The sequence below is a fragment of the Pseudomonas sp. JV414 genome (genome assembly GCF_032424305.1).
In the GTDB taxonomy this organism is placed as follows: Bacteria; Pseudomonadota; Gammaproteobacteria; order Pseudomonadales; family Pseudomonadaceae; genus Aquipseudomonas; species Aquipseudomonas lini.
In genome coordinates this window covers 320,138-344,078 of sequence record NZ_VYKC01000003.1, presented here as the reverse complement: position 1 = coordinate 344,078, position 23,941 = coordinate 320,138, and the positions used below count along the sequence as shown (strand labels likewise).

Genomic DNA, 23,941 nt, shown 5'->3' with positions numbered 1-23,941 from the left:
GAATGTCATGCCCTCATCGCGGGCAAGCCCGCTCCCACAGGGAACTGTGTAGATCTACTGGACTGATTCCTGGCTCTTGATCGTCTGCTCCAGCGCCTGAGTACAGCGCTCTTCAGCCGTGTCGAGCTCCAGTTTCATCTGTTCGATGTCCAGCAGTTGCTGTTCGAGTTGTTCCCGACGTTCGGCGATTTTCGCCAGCATGCTGTGCAGTTGCTTGGTGTTACCGCTGGAGGGGTCATAGAGTTCGATCAGCTCTCGGCATTCGGCCAGGGAAAAACCAATGCGCTTGCCCCGCAGGATCAGCTTCAGGCTGACCTTGTCACGGGGCGAATAAATGCGTTCCTGGCCGCGACGCTCGGGGCTGAGCAGGCCTTGCTCCTCATAGAAGCGAATGGCCCGGGTGGTGATGTCGAGCTCGCGGGCGAGGTCGGAAATGCTATAGGTCTGGCTGCTCATGGAAGCGCTCGAAAAAGGTCATGGCGCTAAGCTAATGGCAGGTTGACGTTTACGTCAAGGGGCATGGATCTTCGTGGGTATCACTGACCTCTTCGCGGGCAAGCCCGCTCCCACAGGTGACCGCGTTCTCTCAGGGGAATGCGATCAAATGTGGGAGCGGGCTTGCCCGCGAAGAACGATGACGCGGTCCAAAGCCCTACACCTTATCGAGCTTCTTCTCATGCGCCGTAACCTGCTGGCACAACTCGATCATCTGCTCGCGCATCCAGCGGTTGGCCGGGTCCTGGTCAGTGCTTTCATGCCAATAAAGGTGAGTTTCCACCGGCGGGACCTCTTTAACCGGCAGGTTCACCGCGTACAAGTCATGGCGACGGGCGAAGCGTTCCGGCACGGTCATGACCATGTCGGTCTGCTGCAACACCTGGGACGCCATCAGGTAATGCTGGGAGCGCAGGGCGATCTTGCGCTGGATGCCCATTTTGCCCAGGGCCAGGTCGACATAACCCAGACCGCTGCGGCGGCTGGAGATATGGATGTGGGTCAGGGACAGATAATCGTCGAGAGTGAATTTGTCTTTGCCTGCCAGTGGATGCCCCTTGCGCATGGCGCACACGTAACGGTCCTCCATCAACTTGACGTGACGTACCTGCGGGTCGGTGTTGAGCGGCGCATCCACCGCGAAATCGAGACGACCGGCGGCCAGTTCCTTGGTGGTCTCGCGACGTTTGGACAGGAAACTTTCGATGATCACCGTCGGCGCCAGGCGTCGCAGGCGCTGGAACAGCGGCGGCAGGATCACCGCTTCAGTGAGGTCGGTCATGCTGATGCGGTAGGTCTTGACCGCCTGCAACGGGTTGAAGATGCGGCTTTCCTGCACCGACACACGCAGCAAGGAGAGGGCGTTGCGCACGGGGCCGATGATGTTCTGCGCCATCGGCGTGGGCACCATGCCTTGGGCGGTACGCACGAAAAGCGGATCGTTGAAGGTCTCGCGCAGGCGGGCCAGAGCGTTCGAGACTGCCGGTTGAGTAATGCCGACAATCTGCCCGGCCCGAGTCAGGTTGGCTTCGGTGTAGATCGCGTCGAAGACGATGAAAAGGTTGAGGTCGACCTTGCTCAGATTCATTGCGCTGCGCTCTCTGCTTCTTGTTTTAGGAAGGTGGCTCGATCAGTCGATCATATATCGGTGATGAATGTTAATACACGCCGAGAATAGGCTAGGTAAATTATCAACGCTGTTCTAGCATCGATTGCATGACCTGAACAACCTCCCTTTAGAAGGTAGCTGCCCATGGATTTCGCTTATTCGCCCAAAGTGCAAGAACTGCGTGAGCGCGTGACCGCGTTCATGGACACCTACGTTTATCCCGCTGAAGCGGTGTTCGAACGCCAGGTCGCCGAGGGCGATCGCTGGCAGCCGACAGCGATCATGGAAGAACTCAAACTCAAGGCTAAAGCTGAAGGCCTGTGGAATTTGTTTCTGCCTGAATCCGAACTCGGTGCCGGCCTGACCAACCTCGAATATGCGCCATTGGCGGAAATCATGGGCCGCTCGCTGCTGGGCCCTGAGCCGTTCAACTGCTCCGCGCCAGACACCGGCAACATGGAAGTGCTGGTGCGTTACGCCAATGAAGAACAGAAGCAGCGCTGGCTCGAACCGCTGTTGCGCGGCGAGATCCGCTCGGCGTTCGCCATGACCGAACCGGATGTGGCCTCGTCCGACGCCACCAACATGGCCGCCCGCGCTGTGCGTGATGGCAACGAATGGGTGATCAACGGCAAGAAATGGTGGACCTCAGGGGCCTGCGATCCGCGCTGCAAGATCCTGATCTTCATGGGCCTGAGCAACCCGGATGCACCGCGCCATGCGCAGCACTCGATGATTCTGGTGCCGGTGGATACCCCAGGCGTGAAGATTGTGCGTCCGCTGCCGGTGTTCGGTTATGACGACGCGCCTCACGGTCACGCCGAAGTGCTGTTCGAAAACGTCCGGGTGCCGTACGAAAACGTTCTGTTGGGTGAAGGACGCGGCTTCGAAATTGCTCAAGGTCGCCTAGGCCCAGGCCGGATTCACCACTGCATGCGTTCGATCGGCATGGCCGAGCGTGCGTTGGAGTTGATGTGCAAACGCGCGGTCAACCGCACCGCGTTCGGCAAACCCTTGGCGCGGCTGGGCGGCAACATCGACAAAATCGCCGACTCACGGATGGAGATCGACATGGCGCGCCTGCTGACGTTGAAAGCGGCGTACATGATGGACACCGTCGGCAACAAGGTGGCGAAGAGCGAAATCGCGCAGATCAAAGTCGTCGCGCCGAACGTGGCATTGCGGGTGATCGATCGGGCGATCCAGATCCATGGCGGGGCAGGGGTTTCCAACGATTTCCCGCTGGCCTACATGTATGCGATGCAACGCACCCTGCGCCTGGCCGATGGCCCGGACGAAGTGCACCGCGCGGCGATCGGCAAGTTCGAGATCGGCAAGTATGTCCCGAAAGAGATGATGCGTAGCGGGCACTGACAGGCACCGCGTCATCGTTCATCGCGGGCAAGCCCGCTCCCACAGTAGCAGTGGTGTTCACAGATTTTGTGTACGACACGGACACTGTGGGAGCGGGCTTGCCCGCGATGGCGTCGGCCCATTCAGCCCATAAACATCAGATTCAATACACCCAAACCTCAACCCGCCGATTCTTGATCCGTCCCTCATCCCCGCTGTTGGTCGCCACCGGCATCTCGGCGCCGAAACCGCGAATCTCACGAAACACCACGCCGCTTTTCACCAGCTCTCGCCGCACCGCCATGGCCCGCAGTTTCGACAGCAAGTCGGCCCGCGCCGGGTCGCTCTTGGCGTCGCCAAACCCTACCAGCGTCACCTGTCGATTGGTTTTGTCGTGCTGCTTTATATAGTCGAGCACCCGCGACAGGTCCTGTCGGGCCTTGTTGTCCAGTGTCGCGCTGCCTTCTTCGAAACGAAAATTCACCGTCAGGCGCTGGGCATGACGGCTGAGCGCCTGATAACCCTCGGGCATCAGCGCATTCGGTGTGACGGCCATGGCCTGAACCGTCTGCGCGATAAAACCATTGTCCGCGACGATCGCCTGGCCTTTGCTGCTTTGGGCAAACTTCACCAAGGCCTTGGCCCAAGGATTTTTCCCATTCGGCGGTAAGTAAAAGAACAGCCGACGGGACAGTGGGTAATCTTCCGTCGCGATCAGGCTATTGAGCGGCAGCATGGCCTGGGAGTCGCCATCGACAATGGCCACGGCTTTGGCCTGGCGCACATAAGGCAAACCGATGAAGCCAATGCCTTGCGGGTCCAGACTGACGGCGTCGGACAATTGCTCGCTGGATTCGAACCGTTTCGCGTTGCCGCTCAGCATTTTCCCACGCGGGCTGAGGACCAATTCCTTGAACGTGTCATAGGTACCCGATTGATCATCCCGCGCATAGAGATGAATCGTCCCACCGGTGCCGCCGAGTTCTTCCCAGGTTTTCGCTTCGCCGCTGAAGATTCGCGCCAGTTGTACGGTGTTGAGTTGCTTCAGCGAATTGTTCGGATGAAGGATGATTGCCAGCCCGTCGATGGCGATGACTTGCTCGGCAATCGGGCTTTTCAGGTCGCCCAGCGGTTCGAGATCCAGCCGTTCGCTGTCCTTGATCGGGCGCGACGAGGCCGCGAGATCGGCGGATGCGATTTTCAGGGCTTTGAACCCGGTGCTGGAACCGTGGGCCGCGACCTCCACTTCAACTCGGCGTCCCTGAACGGTTTCGCCGACGATGCGTTGTTCGTTGGCTTTGTCCGGGGCTTCGCGATGAACCTTAAGCAGGCCCTGTTCGCGCATCAAGCCCTCGACCAGCGCCGGGCCCAATGCCGCACCAATGGTGTTGGAGCCCTGGATGTGCAACACCGGACCACGTTCGGGCGTCGGCAAGTCGCCAGCCGACACCGGCAGCACAGCGCCGAACAGCAACAGGAACAACACGCGCAGCGTCATGCCGGTACCTTATAAGCCTGGGAAAGTGCCGGGAGAATAAGTCAGTAAGGTTTCTGAACGATGACAGATCAAAAGATCGCAGCCTGCGGCAGCTCCTACAGGAGGTACGCCGACCCAATGTAGGAGCTGCCGCAGGCTGCGATCTTTTGCTTTTAGCTCAACTCAAGCCAGATCGGCGCGTGGTCGGAAGGTTTTTCCATCCCGCGCAAGTCGTAATCCACGCCGGCATCCTTCACTCGCGGCAACAATCCATGGGACGCCATGATCAGGTCAATCCGCAGCCCGCGCTTGGGCTCATCCTCAAAACCACGGCTACGGTAGTCGAACCAGCTGAAACGGTCGGCAACGTCCGGGTTCAGGTGACGGAAACTGTCCACCAGGCCCCAATTCTTCAGGCGGGCCATCCATTCGCGTTCTTCGGGCAGGAAGCTGCATTTGCCGGTTTTCAGCCAGCGTTTCATGTTGTCCGGGCCGATGCCGATGTCGCAGTCTTCCGGGGAAATGTTCACATCGCCCATCACCACAATCGGCTGGTCGTTGCTGAACTGGCTTTCCAGCAACTGCTGCAAATCGCTGTAGAAGCGTTCCTTGGCCGGGAATTTGGTGGGGTGATCGCGGCTTTCACCCTGTGGGAAATAGCCGTTCATGATGGTCACCGGCACGCCATTGGCGTCGGCGAAAGTGCCCCAGATGAAGCGCCGCTGAGCGTCTTCTTCGTCAGTGGTGAAGCCTTTGTACAAGGCAATCGGTTCCTGGCGCGAGAGCAGGGCCACGCCGTAGTGGCCTTTTTGCCCATGGAAATGCACGTGATAACCCAGTGCCTGAACCTCGGCCAGGGGAAACTGATCGTCGTGGACCTTGGTTTCCTGCAATCCGATCACGTCTGGTTGATGTTTCTCAATCAGCGCCGCCAGCTGATGCGGGCGAGCGCGCAGCCCGTTGATGTTGAAGGAGACGATCTTCATGGTCGGCAGTCCTGGCAAAAGTGCGATGCTAGCTGACATGTAGGAATGGGGCCAGCCTTGGGGTGAGGCGATTCGTTGTGTTCTGTCAGAGATGATGTGTTGGCAGATCGGGCCTCTTCGCGGGCAAGCCACGCTCCCACAGTGTCCGTGGCGTACACAAAATCTGTGAACGCCACTGAAACTGTGGGAGAGATGTGTTGGCAGATCGGGCCTCTTCGCGGGCAAGCCCGCTCCCACAGTGTCCGTGGCGTACACAAAATCTATGAGCGCCACGGATACTGTGGGAGCGTGGCTTGCCCGCGAAGGCGTCAGCCCAGTCGATGAAGATCCCGGCTTGGTCTATACCTGTGTGGGGAACTGTGAAGCCACCCAAAGGCTCGTACCAATAAGAACGCGGCCTTCTGAGCCGCGCCCAGGGGAGATCTACCGTTATGCCCGAAACCTCGACCGCCATTGCCGATATTCACATGCTCGACAGCGGCTATTCCCGCGAAGCACGCTCCCTGTTGTACCAGGCGTACCGGCACGAGCCGACGTTCGGCTACCTGTTCGAAGCCGAGCGCCCTGGTTATGAACAACGGGTAAGGGCAACGGTGCGCGAACTGGTCAAACAACACTTTCTCCAGGATTTGCCGGCCATCGGCCTGTTGGTGAATGACCGCTTGATCGGCATCGCCCTGATCGCGCCGCCGCAACGCCGCCTGGGCATCACCGAAAGCTGGGCCTGGCGCCTGCGGATGGTGCTCAGCACCGGGTTTCGCTGTACCCGACGCTACCTCGATTACCACGCTGCCGTGATGGCGTGTGTGCCGTCTGACTCGGTGCATGTTTTGCCATTACTGGGGGTTCATCCGCAATTCCAGGGCAAGCACTTCGGCGAACAATTGCTGCAAGCGGTCCATAACTGGTGCGCGGTCGATGAGCACTCACAGGGCGTGATCCTCGACACCGGGAATCCTCGTTATCTGGAGTTCTATAAACGTCAGGGATATGAGGAAATCGGCGAAGTGGCGGTAGGGCCGATTCTTGAACACGTGTTTTTCCACGCGAATCCGCAGGTGTTACAAACGGCAACGGCATAGCAGTAGAACTTTCGCAGCAGGTCAGGCTCTATCAGGCCCCCAGGCTCGTGATAGCATCCGCGCTATGAAGTTTTCCGGAAGATTTACCAGTGGCGTGCTGATGCTGATCTCCAGCTGCGCGGCGCTGGCGCAAAGTGAATTGGATGTGCGGATCAAACCGTCCAACGATGAACTGAAGGCCAATATAGAAGGCTATATCGGTAGCCTCGGCGATCGCGATGAAGAAGCCTTGCTGCGCTTCAGTCGTGGCGCCGAAGAACAGGCGCGCAAGGCCGCACAGGCCTTGGGCTATTACCAGCCGCAAATCGAAAGTGACGTAAAGGGCGGCAAGACGCCGCGCCTGGTGCTGAACATCGACCCCGGTGAGCCGATCCATTTGCGCAACGTCACGGTGCGCATCGACGGCCCGGCAGCCTCGTTCAAATCCTTTCGTGTACCGAAAAGCGACCTGCTGAAACCCGGCGCGGTTCTGAACCATGGCCGTTACGAAGACGCCAAGCGGCTGATCCAGAACCAGGCCTCGCGCTACGGCTTTTTCAGTGGGCGCTTCACCCGTCAGAAACTGTTGGTGGACCCGCGTGCCGGCGTCGCCGACATCGAGTTGATCTACGACAGCGGCCCGCGCTATGCGCTGGGCAAGGTCAGTTTTGAAGGCGACACGCCGTTCGACGAAGACCTGCTGCAACGCATGGTACCGTTCAAGGCCGGTACGCCCTATGACTCCGAACTGATCGCCGAACTCAATCAGGCGCTGCAATCGAGCGGCTATTTCGAGGGCGTGCGCGTGGACGCAGCGCCGACCGCGTCCAAGGACGACGTGATCCCGGTGGCGGTCAAACTGGAAACCCGCAAACCACGGACCATGGGTCTCGGGCTGGGCTTTTCCACCGACGTCGGTCCACGGGTCAAAGCCAACTGGACCCGCCATTGGGTTAATCCTCAGGGGCACAGCTATGGCTGGGAGGCCGAGATCTCGGCGCCACGGCAGAACGTCGGGCTGTTTTACGACGTTCCGCTGGACCCGCCATTGACCGACAAACTGCGCTTTGCCGGTGGTTATCAATATGAAGAAATCGCTGGCACCGATACCCTCAGCAAACTGCTGACCCTCGGCCCCGAGTGGCACAGCAAGTTGCCCAGCGGCTGGCAGCGGGTGGTGTCGCTCAAGTGGCAACGCGAGGAATACAAGCTCGGTGACGATTCGGGGCTCAGCACCTTGCTGATGCCCGGCGTGAGTTATTCGTACCTGAAAAGCGACAACCGCATCGATCCGCACAACGGTTATCGCCTGCAATTCGAAACCAAAGTCGCCAAGGAAGGATTGGGTTCGGACACCAACTTGCTCTACGGCACGGCGCTGGTCAAAGGCCTGACCACGGTCTTCGACAAACACCGCTTGCTCGGTCGGGTGCAGGTCGGCGGTAGCGCCACTAATGGCTACAAATCGGTGCCGCCGTCTCTGCGCTTCTTTGCCGGTGGCGATCAGAGCGTGCGCGGTTACGATTATCAGAGCCTGTCCCCGGAAAACTCCGATGGCGACCGTATCGGTGGCCGCTACATGGTGGCCGGCAGCGTCGAGTATCAATACTCCGTCGCCGAAAAATGGCGGGTCGCAACCTTCATCGACCAGGGCAACTCCTTCAACACACTCGAACTGCCGAACCTGAAGACCGGTGTCGGTATCGGCGTACGCTGGGTTTCGCCGGTGGGGCCGATTCGCCTCGACCTGGCCCACGCGATGGACGACGACGGCGGCATTCGATTGCACTTTTCCATGGGGCCTGAGCTGTGAAGCGTGGTTTGAAAATAACGCTGCTGGCGATCCCGGCGCTGCTGATGCTGATCGTGCTGACACTGGTCACCGTGCTGGGCACTCCGACGGGCAGTCGCTGGGCGCTCGGCTTTGTGCCGGGTTTGACCGTGGAGAATTTCCAGGGCCGTTTGGGTGGGCAGTGGAGCGCCGATCATCTGGTGTGGCAGCAGGACAGCAGCCGGGTTGAGCTGAACAAAGCAATTTTTGCCTGGTCGCCGCTGTGCCTGATGCGCATGACGTTGTGCATCGAGCAATTGCAGGCCGAGCAGGTCAGCCTGCAATTCCCGCCGGGCGTGGAAGAGCAAAGCAGCGGCCCGATCAATCTGCCGGACTTGAAATTGCCGCTGGCCATCGAATTGGGCGACGTCAAAATTGGCCGTCTGCTGTTCAACGGCAGTGAAGAGCTCAAGGGGCTGCAACTGGCAGCACACTGGACCGAGAAGGGTTTGCAGATCGACTCGGTGCATTTGCAGCGTGATGAGCTGAGCCTGAACCTGTCCGGCCTGTTGCAACCGAGCGGCAACTGGCCGCTGGCCGCTGAGGGCAAACTGACCTTGCCTTCGCCGGGTACCGAACCATGGTCGCTGGCCCTGAAAGTCGACGGCGACCTGCTGAAAACCCTGAACCTGAAAGCCGACAGCAGCGGCTACCTGAACGGCCAACTCACCGGGGAGCTGCAACCGCTGGTGGAAAACCTGCCGGCCAAAGTGCGCATCACCGCCGACGGCTTCAAGGCTAGCGCTGATCTACCGGATACCCTGCAACTCAATCAACTGGAACTCACCGGCGACGGCGACCTGAAAAACGGTTACCAGTTGCTCGGCAAAGCCACGTTACCCGCAGAACAAGGCCCGGTCGCGTTATCGCTGCAAGGCAAGGTCGACGCCAAGGGCGCGCAGATCGCCGGCCTTGATCTGACGGCGAACGACAAACAAAGCCTCAAGCTCACAGGGCTGGTGGATTGGAGCAAAGGCCTGAGTGCTGAAGCGAAAATCGATTGGCTGGATTTCCCGTGGCACCGTCTCTATCCGCTGATCGACGAGCCGCAAGTGGCGCTGCGCAGCTTCAACGGTGAAGTCTCCTACACCGACGGCAACTACATCGGTAACTTCAAAGCCGCACTGGATGGCCCGGCCGGGGCATTCAGCCTGAACAGCCCGTTCAGCGGCGATCTGACCAAAATCCATCTGCCACAATTCAAACTCGAAGCCGGGCAGGGCAAGGCTGAAGGGCACTTGAACCTGCAGTTTGCCGACGGTATCGCTTGGGATACGGCGCTGGACCTCTCGGCGATCAACCCGGCGTACTGGCTCGCGGAGTTGCCAGGCACGTTGGCCGGTCCCTTGCGCAGCAAAGGCGAGATGAAAAATGAAAGGCTCAGCCTGACCGCCGACCTGGACCTGAAAGGCAAGCTGCGCGGGCAACCGGCCGTGTTGCAAGCCAAGGCCGATGGCGGCGGCGAGCAATGGAACCTCAGCGCATTGCAGATTCGACTCGGTGACAACAGCATCAATGGCCAGGGCAGCCTGCAACAGAAACTCGCCGGCCGGATCGACATCAAGATGCCGCGTCTGGCCCAGCTCTGGCCGCAACTGCGCGGTCAGCTCAATGGCCGGGTCGATGTCGCCGGCACGCTCAAAGCGCCTCAAGGCAAGCTCGGCCTGCAAGGCACGCAACTGGCCTTCGAAGACAATCGCCTGCAAAGCCTCAATCTGGACGCCACCCTCGACAACGCCCAGCGGGCGAAGATCGACCTCAAGGGCAGCGGCATTCGGACCGGCGACACGTCACTGGGCACGTTGACCGCCAGCGGTCAGGGCGACATCAAAAACCAGAAACTCGCCCTCCACCTGCAAGGACCGAAGCTGAAACTGGCGCTCGGTCTCGACGGCACGCTGGATAAGGGCAATTGGCGCGGGCGTCTGGCCAGTGGCGATATCCAGGCTGGCGGGCAGGACTGGAAGCTGCAAAATCCGGCGAAGCTTGAGCGACTGGCGGACGGCAAAATCAACTTCGGCGCCCATTGCTGGATGTCCGGCCCGGCCAGCCTGTGCGGCGAAGACCAGCGCTTGATGCCCGAGCCGAAGCTGCGTTATCACCTCAAGCAGTTCCCCATCGACAGCCTCGCGCAATGGTTGCCGAAGGATTTTGCCTGGAAGGGCAAGCTCAATGCCGACCTGCAACTGGACCTGCCGGCCAGCGGCCCGAACGGCCAGGTCAGCATTGACGCCAGTGGCGGCACCTTGCGTATGCGTGAGAAGGAGCAATGGCTGGATTTCCCGTACCAGACCCTGAAACTCACCAGCAAACTCACGCCAAAACGCATCGACACCGACCTCAATTTTGTCGGCGGCAAACTCGGTGAACTGATGGTTCAGGCGCAGATCAACCCGCTGCCGAAGAACAAACCGCTGACCGGTTCATTCCGCCTCAGTGGTCTGGACTTGTCGGTGGCGCGGCCGTTTTTGCCGATGGTCGAGAAACTCACCGGGCATTTGAGCGGCAGCGGCACATTGTCCGGCGGACTGCTGGCGCCGCTGGTCAATGGCAACCTTGAGCTGCGCGACGGTGAAGTCTCCGGGCCGGAACTGCCGATGGCGCTTGAAGCCTTGCAACTTCGAGCCGTGATTGCTGGCGAAACCGTGCAACTGAACGGCGGCTGGAAAAGCGGCAAGACCGGGCAGGGCAGCCTCAATGGCAACATCGCCTGGGGCCAGGCGCTGGTGGTGGATCTGGCGCTCAAGGGCTCGCAATTGCCGGTCACCGTCGAACCCTACGCCGAGTTGGAAGTCGCGCCAGACCTGAAGATCTCCATGAAGGACGACAAACTGGCAATCGTCGGCAAGGTGCTGGTGCCCAAGGGCGAGATCACCGTGCGAGAACTGCCGCCATCGACGGTCAAGGTCTCCGATGACACGGTGATCGTCGGTCAGCAAACCGAAGAAGGCAAACCGCCGATGGCCATGGCGATGGATATCGATGTAGTGGTCGGGCAGGACAAACTCAGCTTTGCCGGATTCGGCCTGACCGCCAACCTGCAAGGCCAGGTGCACATCGGCGACAACATGGACACCCGTGGCGAGTTGTGGCTCAACGACGGGCGTTATCGCGCCTACGGTCAGCGGTTGACGGTGCGCCGGGCGCGTCTGTTGTTTGCCGGCCCCATCGATCAGCCGTACCTCGACATCGAAGCGATTCGCCAGACCGACGATGTGATCGCCGGCATCCGCCTGAGTGGCAGCGCCGAGCAGCCGACCACGCAGATCTTTTCCGAACCGGCCATGAGTCAGGAGCAGGCATTGTCCTATCTGGTGCTGGGGCGTCCGCTGAGCACCACCGGTGAAGACAACAACATGCTCGCCCAGGCCGCCCTCGGGTTGGGTTTGATGGGCAGTTCGGGGGTGACCAGCGGGTTGGCCAAGGATTTGGGCATTCAGGACTTCCAGCTCGATACCCAAGGCAGCGGCGCCAATACCGCCGTGGTAGCCAGCGGCAATATCTCCGAGAAGCTCAGCCTGCGTTATGGGGTCGGCGTGTTCGAGCCGGCCAACACCATCGCCTTGCGCTACAAACTGAGCAAAAAGGTCTACCTCGAAGCCGCCAGCGGCGTGGCCAGTTCGCTGGACATCTTCTACAAGCGGGATTTCTAACCCCCTCCAATCTGGCGCGGTCCCTGTGGCGAGGGGGCTTGCCCCCGTTGGGGCGCGTAGCGGCCCCCAAAACCTGCAACTTCATTCCTTCTGAAACTCTGCAAATCAAAAAGCGACGACTGCTTCGCAGCCGAACGGGGGCAAGCCCCCTCGCCACAGGGATTTGTGTGGCCGCTCGGGCGCCATTTATCAATCAAATACAAAGCAACCTAACTATTGCGTTGACATTCTCTGCCTAGGCAGTAACATCTCGACATACATTCTCTGCCTAGGCAGCTAATTGGTGGTCAGATGAAACATTTCTCCTCATACGATTTCCATAATTGCCATCTCGGCCTTTTGCTCGGGCGCGCCGCGCTGCTCAAGGACCGGATCATCGATACGCACATGGAACCCCATGGCATCACCGCCGCGCAGTTCAAAGTGCTGATCATCATGGCCCAGTTCGGCGTCGATACGCCGGCCGAGCTGTGCCGTCACCTGTCGCTGGACAGCGGTTCGATGACCCGCATGCTCGATCGTCTGGAACAGAAAGGTTTCCTCGCCCGCCAACGCTCCGAGGCAGACCGGCGTCAAGTTCAGCTGGTGCTGACCGAGCAGGGCCAGCAGCTGACCGACCAGCTGCCGCAGATCGGCGCCGACGCCATGAATGAGCTGGCTGGCGCCATCACCCCGGAAGAATTGAAAACCCTGGAACAGATCCTGAAGAAAATTCTTGTAGCCGCGGGTGACTCGATCACGCTGCTGCGGGTAGGTGGCAATGAACAGTAAAAGCCTGCGTAGCGGCCTGAGCCTGGTGCTGTTGGCCATGAGCCTCGCCGGCTGCGCCAGTTACAGCGGCCTGACCACCGAAGGCGTCAGCCTCAATGCGAAAAATCTCAAGGCCGGTCAATCCCTCAACGGCGTGACCCTGTCGCCCGCGGCATGGCCGAAAAGCGACTGGTGGAAAAGCCTCGGCGACCCGCAACTCGACGGCCTGATCCGTGAAGCCCTGCACGACAGCCCCGACATGCAAATCGCCGACGCCCGCGCCCATCAGGCCAGCGCCGCGGCCTATGCCGCCGACGCCGCGCGGATGCCGACCCTGGATGCCAGCGCCGGTGTCAGCCGTTCGCGTCTGGCTCGCGATCAGGACCCGAGCGGGCAGGGCGGCACCTACTCCACCGTGCGCAACGTTGGCGCCAGTTTCAATTACAACTTCGACCTTTGGGGCGGTCAGCGTGATGCCTGGGAAGCCGCATTGGGCCAGGCCCGTGCCGCCGAAGTCGATCAGCAAGCCGCGCAGCTGACCTTGTCTGCCGACGTCGCCCGCGCCTACAGCGATCTGGGGCAGGCGCACATCATCCATGACCTGGCCAGCGAAGACCTCAAGCGCACCCAACAAATGCTCGACCTCAGCCAGCGTCGCCTGAGCTCGGGGATCGACAGTCAGTACCAGTTCCAGCAGACCGAAAGCCTGGAAGCCAGCGCCGAAGCCAGCCTGATCGACGCCGAAAAACGCCTGCAAAGCGCGAAAATCGCCTTGGCCGTGCTGCTGGGCAAAGGTCCGGATCGCGGCAACGAAATCGCACGACCGAAGGTTCTTCAGGCCAGTGCCGTGGCGTTGCCGTCGGTGCTGCCGGCGGAATTGCTTGGTCGTCGCCCGGACCTGGTGGCGGCGCGCTGGCGGGTTGAAGCCGCGAGCAAAAACATCGCGGCGGGCAAGACCCGGTTCTACCCCAACCTCAACCTGAGCGCGGCGGCGGGTGTCGAGTCGTTGCTGGGCGATGCGATGTTCGGTTCCGCCAGTCGCTTCTTCAATGTCGCGCCAACGATCTCGGTGCCGATTTTCGACGGCGGCCGCCTGCGGGCTGACCTCGATTCCCGCGACGCCGATTACGACCTCGCGGTGGCGCAGTACAACAAAAGCCTAGTGAAAGCCCTGGGCGATGTCAGCGACACCATCAACCAGTTGCGCGATATCGGCCGGCAAATCGGCGCCCAGCAACATGCGACCGACATTGCTCAGGACTCTTACAACACCGTGGTCCAGCGTTACGGTTCCGGCATCGGTAACTATCTGGACGTGCTCAGCATTGAGCAGCAATTGCTCCAGGCCCAGCGTCAGCTGGCCAACCTGAATGCCGAGCAGATCGACCTGTCGATTCAACTGATGCAAGCGCTGGGCGGCGGCTTCCAGGGCGAAACCCTGACCGCAGCCAACGCAACCCCAGCCACGCAGCACAACTAATTCAAGGTACTCGTCATGGCCACTGTCGATGCAACTCAAGCTCCTGACAACTCTCAAGACGCCAGCAACTCGCGCAAACGCAAAGTCATGCTGTTTGTGCTGACAATCATGGTGATCCTCGCCGGGCTCGGCGTCTGGGGTTATCACGAATTCTTCGGTCGCTGGAATGAAAGCACCGACGACGCCTATGTGAACGGCAACGTGGTGGAAATCACTCCGCTGGTCACTGGCACCGTAGTCAGCATCGGTGCCGACGATGGCGATCTGGTCCACGAAGGCCAGGTGCTGGTCAAATTCGACCCGAACGACGCCGAAGTCGGTCTGCAAAGTGCCCAGGCCAATCTGGCTCGCACCGTGCGCCAAGTGCGCGGCTTGTACAGCAATGTCGACGGCATGAAAGCCCAGGTCAACGCGCAGCAGGCCGAAGTGCAAAAGGCTCAGGACAACTTCAATCGCCGGAAAAACCTCGCCGCTGGCGGGGCGATTTCCCAGGAAGAACTGTCCCACGCTCGCGACGACCTGACCTCGGCGCAAAACGCCTTGGCCAACGCCAAACAACAGCTCATGACCACCAGCGCGCTGGTGGATGACACCGTGGTGTCGTCGCACCCGGACGTGATGTCCGCCGCCGCGCAATTGCGTCAGGCGTACCTCACCCATGCCCGCAGCACTTTGATCGCGCCGGTCACCGGTTACGTTGCCAAACGCAGTGTGCAACTGGGCCAGCGGGTCCAACCGGGCACCGCGTTGATGGCGGTGATTCCACTGGATCAGCTGTGGATCGACGCCAATTTCAAGGAAACCCAACTGCGTGACATGCGCATCGGTCAGCCGGTGGACATCGAGGCCGACCTCTACGGCAGCGACGTCAAATACAGCGGCACCATCGACAGCCTCGGCGCCGGGACCGGCAGTGCGTTTGCCTTGCTGCCGGCGCAGAACGCTACCGGTAACTGGATCAAGATCGTCCAGCGGGTGCCGGTACGCATTCACATCAATGCCGAAGAGCTGGCCAAGCACCCATTGCGGGTCGGCCTGTCGACTCAGGTCGATGTGAACCTGCGTGACCAGAGCGGCCCGGTGCTGGCGCAACAGCCGCCGCAAAAGGCGTCGTTCAGCACCAGCGTCTACGACCGTCAGTTGGCTGAGGCCGACGCGATGATCACCCAGTTGATCCACGACAACAGCGCCGCGGTCATTAAAACCGCGCACCGCTGATTGGTCATCACACCGATCCTGTGGGCGCGAGCTTCTGTGGCGAGGGGGCTTGCCCCCGTTGGGTCGCGAAGCGGCCCTAGAAGATGGGACTGCTGCGCAGTCCAACGGGGGCAAGCCCCCTCGCCACAGGTCGCTCCCACAAGGTCAGCTGCGTCTGTAACAGACGCAGCGCCAATCAGGTTTCAAAGGATTTGCGATGAGCAATAACGCGTCTTTCACGCCGCCCAGCCTGCTGCTCAGCACCATCGGCCTGTCGCTGGCGACCTTCATGCAGGTGCTCGACACCACCATCGCCAACGTGGCCTTGCCGACGATTTCCGGCAACCTGGGCGTGAGTTCGGAGCAGGGCACCTGGGTCATCACCTCGTTTGCCGTAAGCAACGCCATTGCGCTGCCGCTGACCGGTTGGCTCAGCCGGCGTTTTGGTGAGGTGAAGCTGTTTCTCTGGGCGACGATGCTGTTCGTGCTGGCGTCGTTTCTCTGTGGCATCTCGACCTCAATGCCGGAGCTGATCGGCTTTCGGGTGCTTCAAGGCCTGGTGGCCGGGCCGTTGTATCCGATGACGCAGACGCTGTTGATCGCGGTCTATCCGCCCGCCAGGCGAGGCATGGCCCTGGCGTTGCTGGCGATGGTCACGGTGGTGGCGCCGATTGCCGGGCCGATTCTTGGCGGCTGGATCACCGACAGTTACAGCTGGCCGTGGATTTTCTTTATCAACGTGCCAATCGGGATTTTCGCAGTGATGGTGGTGCGCCAGCAACTCAAGGCGCGTCCAGTGGTGACCAGTTACCAGCCGATGGATTACGTGGGTTTGATCACGTTGATTATTGGCGTCGGCGCGTTGCAGGTGATCCTCGACAAGGGCAATGACCTGGACTGGTTTGAGTCGAATTTCATCATCATCGGCGCGGCTATTTCAGTGATTGCGCTGGCGGTGTTCGTGATCTGGGAAATGACCGACAAGCATCCGGTGGTCAACCTGCGGCTGTTCGCTTACCGCAATTTCCGCATCGGCACCATTGTGTTGGTGGGCGGCTACGCCGGGTTCTTCGGCATCAACCTGATCCTGCCGCAATGGTTGCAAACCCAAATGGGCTATACCGCCACCTGGGCCGGATTGGCGGTGGCGCCGATCGGTATTCTTCCGGTGCTGCTGTCGCCGTTTGTCGGCAAGTATGCGCATAAGTTCGACCTGCGACTGCTGGCCGGTGGCGCGTTCCTTTGCATCGGTTTGAGTTGCTTCATGCGCGCCGGATTTACCAATGAAGTGGACTTCCAGCACATCGCGCTGGTGCAGTTGTTCATGGGCATTGGCGTGGCGCTGTTCTTCATGCCGACCTTGAGCATTTTGATGTCGGATTTGCCACCGAGCCAGATTGCCGATGGCGCGGGCCTTGCGACGTTCCTGCGGACCTTGGGCGGCAGTTTTGCGGCGTCGTTGACCACCTGGATCTGGATTCGCCGCGCCGATCAGCACCATGCGTATTTGAGTGAAAGCATCACCACGTACGAGCCGGCGACCCGGGATGCCTTGAATGCGTTGGGCGGGGCGGGTAACCCGGCTTACGCGCAGCTGGATCATGTGCTGACCAGCCAGGCGTACATGCTCTCCACCGTTGATTACTTCACGTTGCTGGGATGGGCGTTCATGGGGTTGATTCTGCTGGTGTGGCTGGCGAAACCGCCGTTTGCGGCGAAGGCGGGACCTGCTGCTGCCGGTCATTGAGATAAACACAAACCCCTGTGGGAGCGGGCTTGCCCGCGATAGCGGAATCACATTCAACAACGTTGTTGAATGATCCACCGTCATCGCGGGCAAGCCCGCTCCCACAGGTTCTTTTGTTCGGCCGTTAGTTTGCGGGTGCTGCCAGTTGTGGCGGCGGGGTGAAGTCGAAAGGCGCCAATGCAAACCCTTGCTCATCCACCTGCAACGCCCAGCCCTGACGATCCCAATCCCCCAACACAATGCGTTTGGCCGACTGCTCGCCAATCTGCAATTTGTGGATGGCGGGGCGATGGGTGTGCCCGTGGATCAAGGTCTTCACACCATATTGCTGCATGACCCGCGGCACTTCTTCCGGAGTGACATCAACAATGTCATTGGCCTTCATCCGCGTTTGTGCACGGCTTTCACTTCGCAGCTTGCGCCCCAGTTTGTGGCGAGTGCGCAAGGGCAGATGCCGCAGGATGAACAGGGTAATCGGGTTGCGCAGGTAGCGCCGCAGCTTCATATAAGCTTCGTCGCGGGTGCAGAGGCTGTCGCCGTGCATCAACAGCACTGGCTCGCCGTAAAACTGCACGACACTCGGGTCTTTCAACAACGTGCAGCCGGCCTGTTTGCAGAAGGCCTGGCCAAGCATGAAGTCGCGATTGCCGTGCATCAGAAAAATGGCCGTGCCGCTGTCGCTAAGTTCGCGCAGGGCCTGGCAGATGGAACGCTGGAAGGCTGTCATGGCATCGTCGCCAATCCACGCCTCGAAAAAGTCGCCCAGAATATACAGCGCACTCGCGGAGCGGGCACGTCTAGCGAGCAAATCCAGAAACGCCCGGGTAATGTCCGGGCGCTCCTCTTCCAGATGCAAGTCTGAAATCAGCAGTATCACTCAATGATCTCGGCTTTCTCGATGATCACGTCTTCTGCTGGTACGTCCTGGTGGCCGGCTTTGGAAGTCGTGGCCACGCCTTTGATCTTGTCGACCACGTCGGTGCCTTCGACTACTTTGGCGAATACGGCGTAGCCCCAACCCTGAGCGGTTTTGCCGCTGTGGTTCAGGAAGCTGTTGTCAGCCACGTTGATGAAGAACTGGGCGGAAGCCGAATGCGGCTCCATGGTGCGGGCCATGGCTACGCTGTACTTCACGTTCGGCAGGCCGTTGTCGGCTTCGTTCTGGATGCTTGGGCGCTTGTCTTTCTTTTCTTTCATGCCTGGCTCGAAACCGCCGCCCTGGATCATGAAGTTGCCGATGACGCGGTGGAAAACAGTGTTTTCGTAGTGACCGGCTTTGACGTACTCGACGAAGTTGGCCACGGTGATCGGGGCTTTCTCAGTGTTCAGCTCCAGGACGATGTCGCCATGGTTGGTGGTCAGTTTGACTTGGGTCATGATCGGTACTCTTTATAAGGAGAAGCGTTTTCAAGAAATTCGTGGGTTTCGGGGCGTTCAGGCCCTCAACCAGTCCGGCCAGTGTCGGCCAAGGCACGCAGTTTAGCGTGCCGGGCGCGAATTTCGAGGCTGTTTTTCATTGGCAACCGATTAAATGCAACCGATTGCCGGCCTGCTCTGTCAGCCACTTGACAGCATCGGCTATGATAAGCCCCTTTGATTTATAACAGCCGCTTTGATTTGGCCAACTGGCCGCGCACTTGTACGTTCAAGGATCCTATGAGCAAGCCCACTGTCGACCCTACCTCGAATTCCAAGACTGGCCCTGCCGTGCCGGTCAATTTCCTGCGCCCGATCATCCAGGCGGACCTGGACTCGGGTAAGCACACGCAGATCGTCACCCGTTTCCCGCCTGAGCCCAACGGCTACCTGCACATCGGTCACGCCAAGTCGATCTGTGTGAACTTCGGTCTGGCTCAGGAATTCGGCGGCGTCACGCACCTGCGTTTCGACGACACTAACCCGGCCAAGGAAGACCAGGAATACATCGACGCGATCGAAAGCGACGTCAAATGGCTGGGCTTCGAATGGTCCGGTGAAGTGCGCTATGCCTCGCAGTATTTCGACCAGTTGCACGACTGGGCGGTAGAGCTGATCAAGGCCGGCAAGGCCTACGTCGACGATCTGAGCCCTGAGCAAGCCAAGGAATACCGTGGTAGCCTGACCGAACCGGGCAAGAACAGCCCGTTCCGTGACCGCTCCGTGGAAGAAAACCTCGACTGGTTCGCCCGCATGCGCGCCGGCGAATTCCCGGACGGCGCACGCGTGCTGCGGGCCAAGATCGACATGGCCTCGCCGAACATGAACCTGCGCGACCCGATCATGTATCGCATCCGTCACGCGCATCACCACCAGACCGGTGACAAGTGGTGCATCTACCCGAACTACGACTTCACCCACGGTCAGTCGGACGCCATCGAAGGCATCACCCACTCGATCTGCACCCTGGAATTCGAAAGCCACCGTCCGCTGTACGAGTGGTTCCTCGAGAACCTGCCCGTGCCGGCGAAGCCGCGTCAATACGAGTTCAGCCGCCTGAACCTGAACTACACCATCACCAGCAAGCGCAAGCTCAAGCAACTGGTCGATGAAAAGCACGTTCATGGCTGGGACGATCCGCGCATGTCCACGCTGTCGGGCTTCCGCCGCCGTGGCTACACGCCGAAATCGATCCGCAACTTCTGCGAAATGATCGGCACCAACCGTTCCGACGGCGTGGTCGACTTTGGCATGCTCGAATTCAGCATCCGTGACGACCTCGACCACAGCGCCCCACGCGCCATGTGCGTGTTGCGTCCGCTGAAAGTCGTGATCACCAACTACCCGGAAGGCCAGGTCGAAAACCTCGAATTGGCGTGCCACCCGAAAGAAGACATGGGCGTGCGCGTCCTGCCGTTCGCCCGTGAGCTCTACATCGACCGTGAAGACTTCATGGAAGAGCCGCCGAAAGGCTACAAGCGCCTGGAGCCGAACGGCGAAGTGCGTCTGCGCGGCAGCTACGTGATCCGTGCCGACGAAGCGATCAAGGACGCCGATGGCAACATCGTCGAACTGCGTTGCTCGTACGATCCGGAAACGTTGGGCAAAAATCCGGAAGGCCGCAAGGTCAAAGGCGTGGTGCACTGGGTGCCGGCCGCGGCCAGCGTCGAATGCGAAGTGCGTCTGTACGATCGCCTGTTCCGTTCGGCCAACCCTGAAAAGGCCGAAGACAGCGCCAGTTTCCTGGACAACATCAACCCTGACTCGCTGCAAGTTCTCACTGGTTGTCGTGCCGAGCCTTCGCTTGGCAATGCACAGCCGGAAGACCGTTTCCAGTTCGAGCGCGAAGGTTACTTCGTCGCGGATATCAAGGACTCGAAGCCAGGTGTTCCGGTGTTCAACCGTACCGTGACCCTGCGCGATTCGTGGGGCCAGTGATTCAGCGTTAAGGAAGGAGCATTCGTGCTTACGATCTACAACACGCTCACCAAGAGCAAAGAAGTCTTCAAGCCTCTGGATGGCAACAATGTGCGCATGTACGTCTGCGGGATGACCGTGTACGACTACTGCCACATTGGCCATGGCCGCAGCATGGTCGCGTTCGACCTGGTGACTCGCTGGTTGCGGTTCAGCGGTTATAACCTGACCTATGTGCGCAACATCACCGACATCGAAGACAAGATCATCAATCGGGCGAAGGAGAACGGCGAGCCGTTCGACGCGCTGACCGAACGCATGATCACCGCGATGCACGAGGATGAGGCGCGCCTCAACATCCTCAAGCCGGACATGGAACCGCGGGCCACCGATCATATCCCTGGCATGCTGAACATGATCCAGACCTTGATCGACAAGGGTTACGCCTACGCCCCAGGCAATGGCGACGTGTACTACCGCGTCGCCAAGTTCATGGGTTACGGCAAGCTGTCGCGCAAGAAGATCGAAGACCTGCGCATCGGCGCGCGGATCGAAGTCGACGAGTCCAAGCAGGACCCGCTGGACTTCGTGCTGTGGAAAGCTACCAAGCCGGGCGAACCGAGCTGGGAATCTCCATGGGGCGCCGGGCGTCCGGGCTGGCACATCGAGTGCTCGGTGATGTCCACCTGCTGCCTCGGCGAGACCTTCGACATTCATGGCGGCGGCAGCGACCTCGAGTTCCCGCACCATGAAAACGAAATCGCCCAGAGCGAAGCGGCCACCGGCAAGACCTACGCCAACGCGTGGATGCATTGCGGCATGATTCGCATCAATGGCGAGAAGATGTCCAAGTCCTTGAACAACTTCTTCACCATTCGCGACGTGCTGGAAAAGTACCACCCGGAAGTCGTGCGTTACCTGCTGGTATCCAGCCACTACCGCAGCGCGATCAACTATTCGGAAGACAACCTCAAGGACGCCAAAGGCGCACTCGAGCGTTTCTACCATGCGTTGAAAGGCCTGCCGAACGTGGCACCGGCGGGTGGCGAAGCGTTCGTCGAGCGTTTCACTCAGGTGATGAACGACGACTTTGGCACGCCGGAAGCCTGTGCGGTGTTGTTCGAGATGGTTCGTGAGATCAATCGTCTGCGCGAGAGCGATCTCGATGCGGCGGCGGGTTTGGCGGCTCGTTTGAAAGAGTTGGCCAGCGTGCTGGGTGTGTTGCAGCTTGAAGCCGATGACTTCCTGCAGGCCGGTGCCGAAGGGCGCGTGGACGCAGCCGAAGTCGAGGCGCTAATTGCTGCACGTCTGGCAGCTCGTGCCGGTAAAGACTGGGCCGAATCCGACCGTATCCGCGACCAGCTCACCGCCATGGGCGTGGTGCTGGAAGACGGGAAGGGTGGGACGACCTGGCGATTGGCTGACTGATTGCAGCGTTTGCTACGCCTTTCACAAAAACGAAAACCCGCCTTGTGCGGGTTTTTGTTTGTTTGGTTGAAGATCAAAAGATCGCAGGCTTCGCCAGCTCCTACAGGGTTTTGTTCGCTCACAATGACGCGGATGGACGCGGACCGGTGTAGGAGCTGCCGAAGGCTGCGATCTTTTGATCTTCGCCTTTAACCTTCCAACTGACGCAATCGCTTGTAAAGGGTATTCCGGCTAACCCCCAACCGCCGGGCCAAGTGCGAAATATTCCCCCCAGCCGCCTGCAACTGCCGATTCAATTCCTCGGCATCATTCAAATCAACCGCTACCGGCTCCGGCGAATCCACCGGCTCCATTTCCAGGTCGACAAAAAAATCATCCGGCAAATGCTCCGGCCGCACGGGTTGTTCCTCGGCCATGGCCAGCGCCACCTGCATCACACTGCTGACCTGGCGCAAATTCCCCGGCCACGGATGACGACTGAACAGCTCCATCACTTCGGAACTCAACCCGGCCCACTGCGACGGTTCGCGATGCTGTTCCCACAAACGCTTGAACAGTGCTTGTTTATCGCTGCGTTCCCGTAGCGGCGGCAGTTCCAGGGTCAAACCACCAATGCGGTAATACAAATCCTCACGAAACCGCCCCAGCTGAACCTGTTCGCGCAACGAGCGGTTAGTTGCCGAAATGATCCGAATGTCCACCGGGAACAACTCGCTGCTGCCCACCGGTTGCACGCAACGCTCCTGCAGTACCCGCAGCAACCGGGCCTGGGTCGGCAGCGGCATGTCGCCGATTTCATCGAGGAACAGGGTGCCTTTGTCGGCCTTGCGGATTAGCCCGATGCTGCCTTTCTGATTGGCGCCGGTGAACGCACCTTTCTCGTAGCCAAACAATTCGGATTCCACCAGTTCGGCGGGGATCGCTGCACAGTTGACGGCAATGAACGGCTGTTTGCTGCGTGAACTGGCCTGGTGCAGGGCTTTGACGAAGACTTCCTTGCCGACTCCGGTTTCCCCGTGGATTAACAGCGGAATGTCCTTTTCCAGCAAGCGCTCGGCCTGGCGCACGGCTTTTTCCACGCGGCTGTCGCCAAAATGCAGGGTATTAAGGCTGATCGCTGTGGGCGCCGACACCGTGGGTTCAGCAAACACTCGGGCTTGAATCGGCGCTAGTTTCGGTCGCTTCAACAGGCATTGAAAACGGTTGCGCCCCGAGGCTTGCAGGGCAAACGGCAGGCCGTCCGGCTGGTTCAGCAGTTCCAGCAAAGAGACTTTGAACAGGCTTTCGACGCTGACCCGCGACAGGCTGATACCCAGCAGATTGTCGGCCCGGCGATTGGCCGACAGCACCTGACCGGTTTCGTCGAAGATCAGCAACCCGGCCCATTGGCTGTCGAGGTTATTCAGCCCGGTGTTGAAGGTCAGCTGGAAATGCTGGCCATGGAACAGGTTGAGGATCAGCCGGTTCTCCACGGTCTGACTCATCATCTTGACCATGCCCAAGGTGTGCGACGGCGGCAGGTAGCTGTCGCTGGATACATCCAGTACCGCGATCACCTTGCGCTCGGCATCGAAAATCGGCGCGGCGGAACCGGTCATGAAGCGGTTGGCCTTGAGGAAATGTTCATCGTGCTCGATATGTACGGCCTGTTCGCAAACTAGCGCGGTGCCGATCGCATTGGTCCCGCTGCAACGCTCCATCCAGCTGGCGCCGGCGCTGAAACCTCGGGTCAGGCTCGGCTCGATGAAGCGCTGGGTGCCCCAGGACGTCAGCACCTGGCCCTGATTGTCGGCGAGCATGATCAGGCAGTTGGAGTTGCTGAGGATGTTCTCGTAATACGGCAGGACTTCCTGATGGGTGGTCTGCACCAGCGAGTGCTGGCTCTCCAGCAATTGGGCGATGCCATCGGCCGGCAGCTGATCGAACGCCGGAGCGCTCTGATGATCGAGCCCGAACGCGCGGCAGCGAGACCAGGAGTCCTGGATGATGGCGTCGTGGGAGAGCGGCGAGGCAGGTGCGGCCATGGCAGTCGATCTCTGAGC

At 60.0% G+C, this 23,941-nt stretch carries 17 protein-coding genes; 10 read left to right on the top strand and 7 right to left on the bottom strand.

Going from position 1 to position 23,941, the window contains the following annotated elements; translation table 11 throughout:
* Positions 1-54: 54 nt before the first annotated feature.
* Positions 55-456: a MerR family transcriptional regulator gene (locus F6R97_RS06320; protein ID WP_038982455.1), complete on the bottom strand. Its 402-nt coding sequence runs from the start codon at positions 454-456 to the stop codon at positions 55-57.
* A gap of 196 nt (positions 457-652) precedes the next feature.
* Entirely contained in the window at positions 653-1,582 is a 930-nt protein-coding gene (locus F6R97_RS06315) for a LysR family transcriptional regulator (RefSeq protein ID WP_038982456.1), read from the bottom strand.
* Positions 1,583-1,747: 165 nt separating this feature from the next.
* Here F6R97_RS06315 and F6R97_RS06310 point away from each other — a divergent pair, with 165 nt between their 5' ends.
* Positions 1,748-2,977: an acyl-CoA dehydrogenase gene (locus F6R97_RS06310; RefSeq protein ID WP_038982457.1), complete on the top strand. Its 1,230-nt coding sequence runs from the start codon at positions 1,748-1,750 to the stop codon at positions 2,975-2,977.
* Between the two features lie 142 nt (positions 2,978-3,119).
* On the opposite strand, the gene F6R97_RS06305 is transcribed toward F6R97_RS06310, so the two are convergent.
* Together F6R97_RS06305 and xthA are read right to left on the bottom strand one after the other, a co-directional pair.
* Positions 3,120-4,454 (bottom strand): substrate-binding domain-containing protein, encoded by a 1,335-nt coding sequence (locus F6R97_RS06305; protein WP_038982459.1) that lies wholly within the window; start codon positions 4,452-4,454, stop codon positions 3,120-3,122.
* Positions 4,455-4,606: 152 nt separating this feature from the next.
* A complete protein-coding gene (gene xthA, locus F6R97_RS06300; protein ID WP_123358309.1) occupies positions 4,607-5,419 on the bottom strand; it encodes an exodeoxyribonuclease III in 813 nt (270 codons plus the stop codon).
* A 431-nt stretch (positions 5,420-5,850) separates the two neighbouring features.
* On the opposite strand from xthA, the gene F6R97_RS06295 reads away from it, so the two are divergent.
* The 7 genes from F6R97_RS06295 (at position 5,851) to F6R97_RS06265 (ending at position 17,138) form a co-directional block, all read left to right on the top strand.
* Positions 5,851-6,501, top strand: coding sequence for a GNAT family N-acetyltransferase (locus tag F6R97_RS06295; protein ID WP_123496620.1), 651 nt, complete (start codon positions 5,851-5,853; stop codon positions 6,499-6,501).
* Positions 6,502-6,565: 64 nt separating this feature from the next.
* A complete protein-coding gene (locus tag F6R97_RS06290) occupies positions 6,566-8,293 on the top strand; it encodes an autotransporter assembly complex protein TamA (protein WP_038982465.1) in 1,728 nt (575 codons plus the stop codon).
* Positions 8,290-11,964, top strand: coding sequence for a translocation/assembly module TamB domain-containing protein (locus F6R97_RS06285; RefSeq protein WP_315866257.1), 3,675 nt, complete (start codon positions 8,290-8,292; stop codon positions 11,962-11,964). Before F6R97_RS06290 ends, F6R97_RS06285 begins: the two co-directional genes overlap by 4 nt.
* Positions 11,965-12,255: 291 nt before the next feature.
* The gene (locus F6R97_RS06280) at positions 12,256-12,735 is read left to right on the top strand and encodes a MarR family winged helix-turn-helix transcriptional regulator (protein WP_038982469.1); all 480 of its coding nucleotides are present in this window, start codon (positions 12,256-12,258) and stop codon (positions 12,733-12,735) included.
* The gene (locus F6R97_RS06275; RefSeq protein WP_315866256.1) at positions 12,725-14,194 is read left to right on the top strand and encodes an efflux transporter outer membrane subunit; all 1,470 of its coding nucleotides are present in this window, start codon (positions 12,725-12,727) and stop codon (positions 14,192-14,194) included. The genes F6R97_RS06280 and F6R97_RS06275 overlap by 11 nt, the downstream gene beginning before the upstream one ends.
* Positions 14,195-14,209: 15 nt before the next feature.
* Positions 14,210-15,412, top strand: coding sequence for an HlyD family efflux transporter periplasmic adaptor subunit (locus tag F6R97_RS06270; RefSeq protein ID WP_315866255.1), 1,203 nt, complete (start codon positions 14,210-14,212; stop codon positions 15,410-15,412).
* A 196-nt stretch (positions 15,413-15,608) separates the two neighbouring features.
* Positions 15,609-17,138 carry a DHA2 family efflux MFS transporter permease subunit gene (locus tag F6R97_RS06265; protein WP_315866254.1) on the top strand — a complete coding sequence of 510 codons (1,530 nt, stop codon included), beginning with the start codon at positions 15,609-15,611 and terminating at the stop codon, positions 17,136-17,138.
* A gap of 124 nt (positions 17,139-17,262) precedes the next feature.
* Here F6R97_RS06265 and lpxH read toward each other — a convergent pair whose 3' ends face one another.
* Together lpxH and F6R97_RS06255 are read right to left on the bottom strand one after the other, a co-directional pair.
* Complete coding sequence (lpxH, locus tag F6R97_RS06260) at positions 17,263-18,015, bottom strand: UDP-2,3-diacylglucosamine diphosphatase (RefSeq protein WP_217857163.1); 753 nt, start codon at positions 18,013-18,015, stop codon at positions 17,263-17,265.
* Positions 18,012-18,515 carry a peptidylprolyl isomerase gene (locus F6R97_RS06255; RefSeq protein ID WP_315866253.1) on the bottom strand — a complete coding sequence of 168 codons (504 nt, stop codon included), beginning with the start codon at positions 18,513-18,515 and terminating at the stop codon, positions 18,012-18,014. The genes lpxH and F6R97_RS06255 overlap by 4 nt, the downstream gene beginning before the upstream one ends.
* A gap of 279 nt (positions 18,516-18,794) precedes the next feature.
* Between F6R97_RS06255 and F6R97_RS06250 the strand changes: the two genes are divergently transcribed.
* Together F6R97_RS06250 and cysS are read left to right on the top strand one after the other, a co-directional pair.
* Positions 18,795-20,492 (top strand): glutamine--tRNA ligase/YqeY domain fusion protein, encoded by a 1,698-nt coding sequence (locus tag F6R97_RS06250; protein WP_038982478.1) that lies wholly within the window; start codon positions 18,795-18,797, stop codon positions 20,490-20,492.
* A gap of 24 nt (positions 20,493-20,516) precedes the next feature.
* Positions 20,517-21,899: a cysteine--tRNA ligase gene (cysS, locus tag F6R97_RS06245; RefSeq protein ID WP_038982480.1), complete on the top strand. Its 1,383-nt coding sequence runs from the start codon at positions 20,517-20,519 to the stop codon at positions 21,897-21,899.
* A gap of 188 nt (positions 21,900-22,087) precedes the next feature.
* Here cysS and F6R97_RS06240 read toward each other — a convergent pair whose 3' ends face one another.
* A complete protein-coding gene (locus F6R97_RS06240) occupies positions 22,088-23,923 on the bottom strand; it encodes a sigma-54-dependent Fis family transcriptional regulator (protein WP_315866252.1) in 1,836 nt (611 codons plus the stop codon).
* Positions 23,924-23,941: the final 18 nt, after the last annotated feature.

Excerpts from the sequence above, each read along its gene's own strand:
- F6R97_RS06290 (WP_038982465.1), top strand. The coding sequence starts at position 6,566 with ATGAAGTTTTCCGGAAGATTTACCAGTGGCGTGCTGATGCTGATCTCC.
- F6R97_RS06305 (WP_038982459.1), bottom strand. The coding sequence starts at position 4,454 with ATGACGCTGCGCGTGTTGTTCCTGTTGCTGTTCGGCGCTGTGCTGCCG.
- F6R97_RS06250 (WP_038982478.1), top strand. The coding sequence starts at position 18,795 with ATGAGCAAGCCCACTGTCGACCCTACCTCGAATTCCAAGACTGGCCCT.
- F6R97_RS06310 (WP_038982457.1), top strand. The coding sequence starts at position 1,748 with ATGGATTTCGCTTATTCGCCCAAAGTGCAAGAACTGCGTGAGCGCGTG.
- F6R97_RS06255 (WP_315866253.1), bottom strand. The coding sequence starts at position 18,515 with ATGACCCAAGTCAAACTGACCACCAACCATGGCGACATCGTCCTGGAG.
- F6R97_RS06275 (WP_315866256.1), top strand. The coding sequence starts at position 12,725 with ATGAACAGTAAAAGCCTGCGTAGCGGCCTGAGCCTGGTGCTGTTGGCC.
- xthA (WP_123358309.1), bottom strand. The coding sequence starts at position 5,419 with ATGAAGATCGTCTCCTTCAACATCAACGGGCTGCGCGCTCGCCCGCAT.
- F6R97_RS06240 (WP_315866252.1), bottom strand. The coding sequence starts at position 23,923 with ATGGCCGCACCTGCCTCGCCGCTCTCCCACGACGCCATCATCCAGGAC.
- F6R97_RS06280 (WP_038982469.1), top strand. The coding sequence starts at position 12,256 with ATGAAACATTTCTCCTCATACGATTTCCATAATTGCCATCTCGGCCTT.
- F6R97_RS06315 (WP_038982456.1), bottom strand. The coding sequence starts at position 1,582 with ATGAATCTGAGCAAGGTCGACCTCAACCTTTTCATCGTCTTCGACGCG.
- F6R97_RS06270 (WP_315866255.1), top strand. The coding sequence starts at position 14,210 with ATGGCCACTGTCGATGCAACTCAAGCTCCTGACAACTCTCAAGACGCC.
- F6R97_RS06265 (WP_315866254.1), top strand. The coding sequence starts at position 15,609 with ATGAGCAATAACGCGTCTTTCACGCCGCCCAGCCTGCTGCTCAGCACC.
- F6R97_RS06295 (WP_123496620.1), top strand. The coding sequence starts at position 5,851 with ATGCCCGAAACCTCGACCGCCATTGCCGATATTCACATGCTCGACAGC.
- F6R97_RS06320 (WP_038982455.1), bottom strand. The coding sequence starts at position 456 with ATGAGCAGCCAGACCTATAGCATTTCCGACCTCGCCCGCGAGCTCGAC.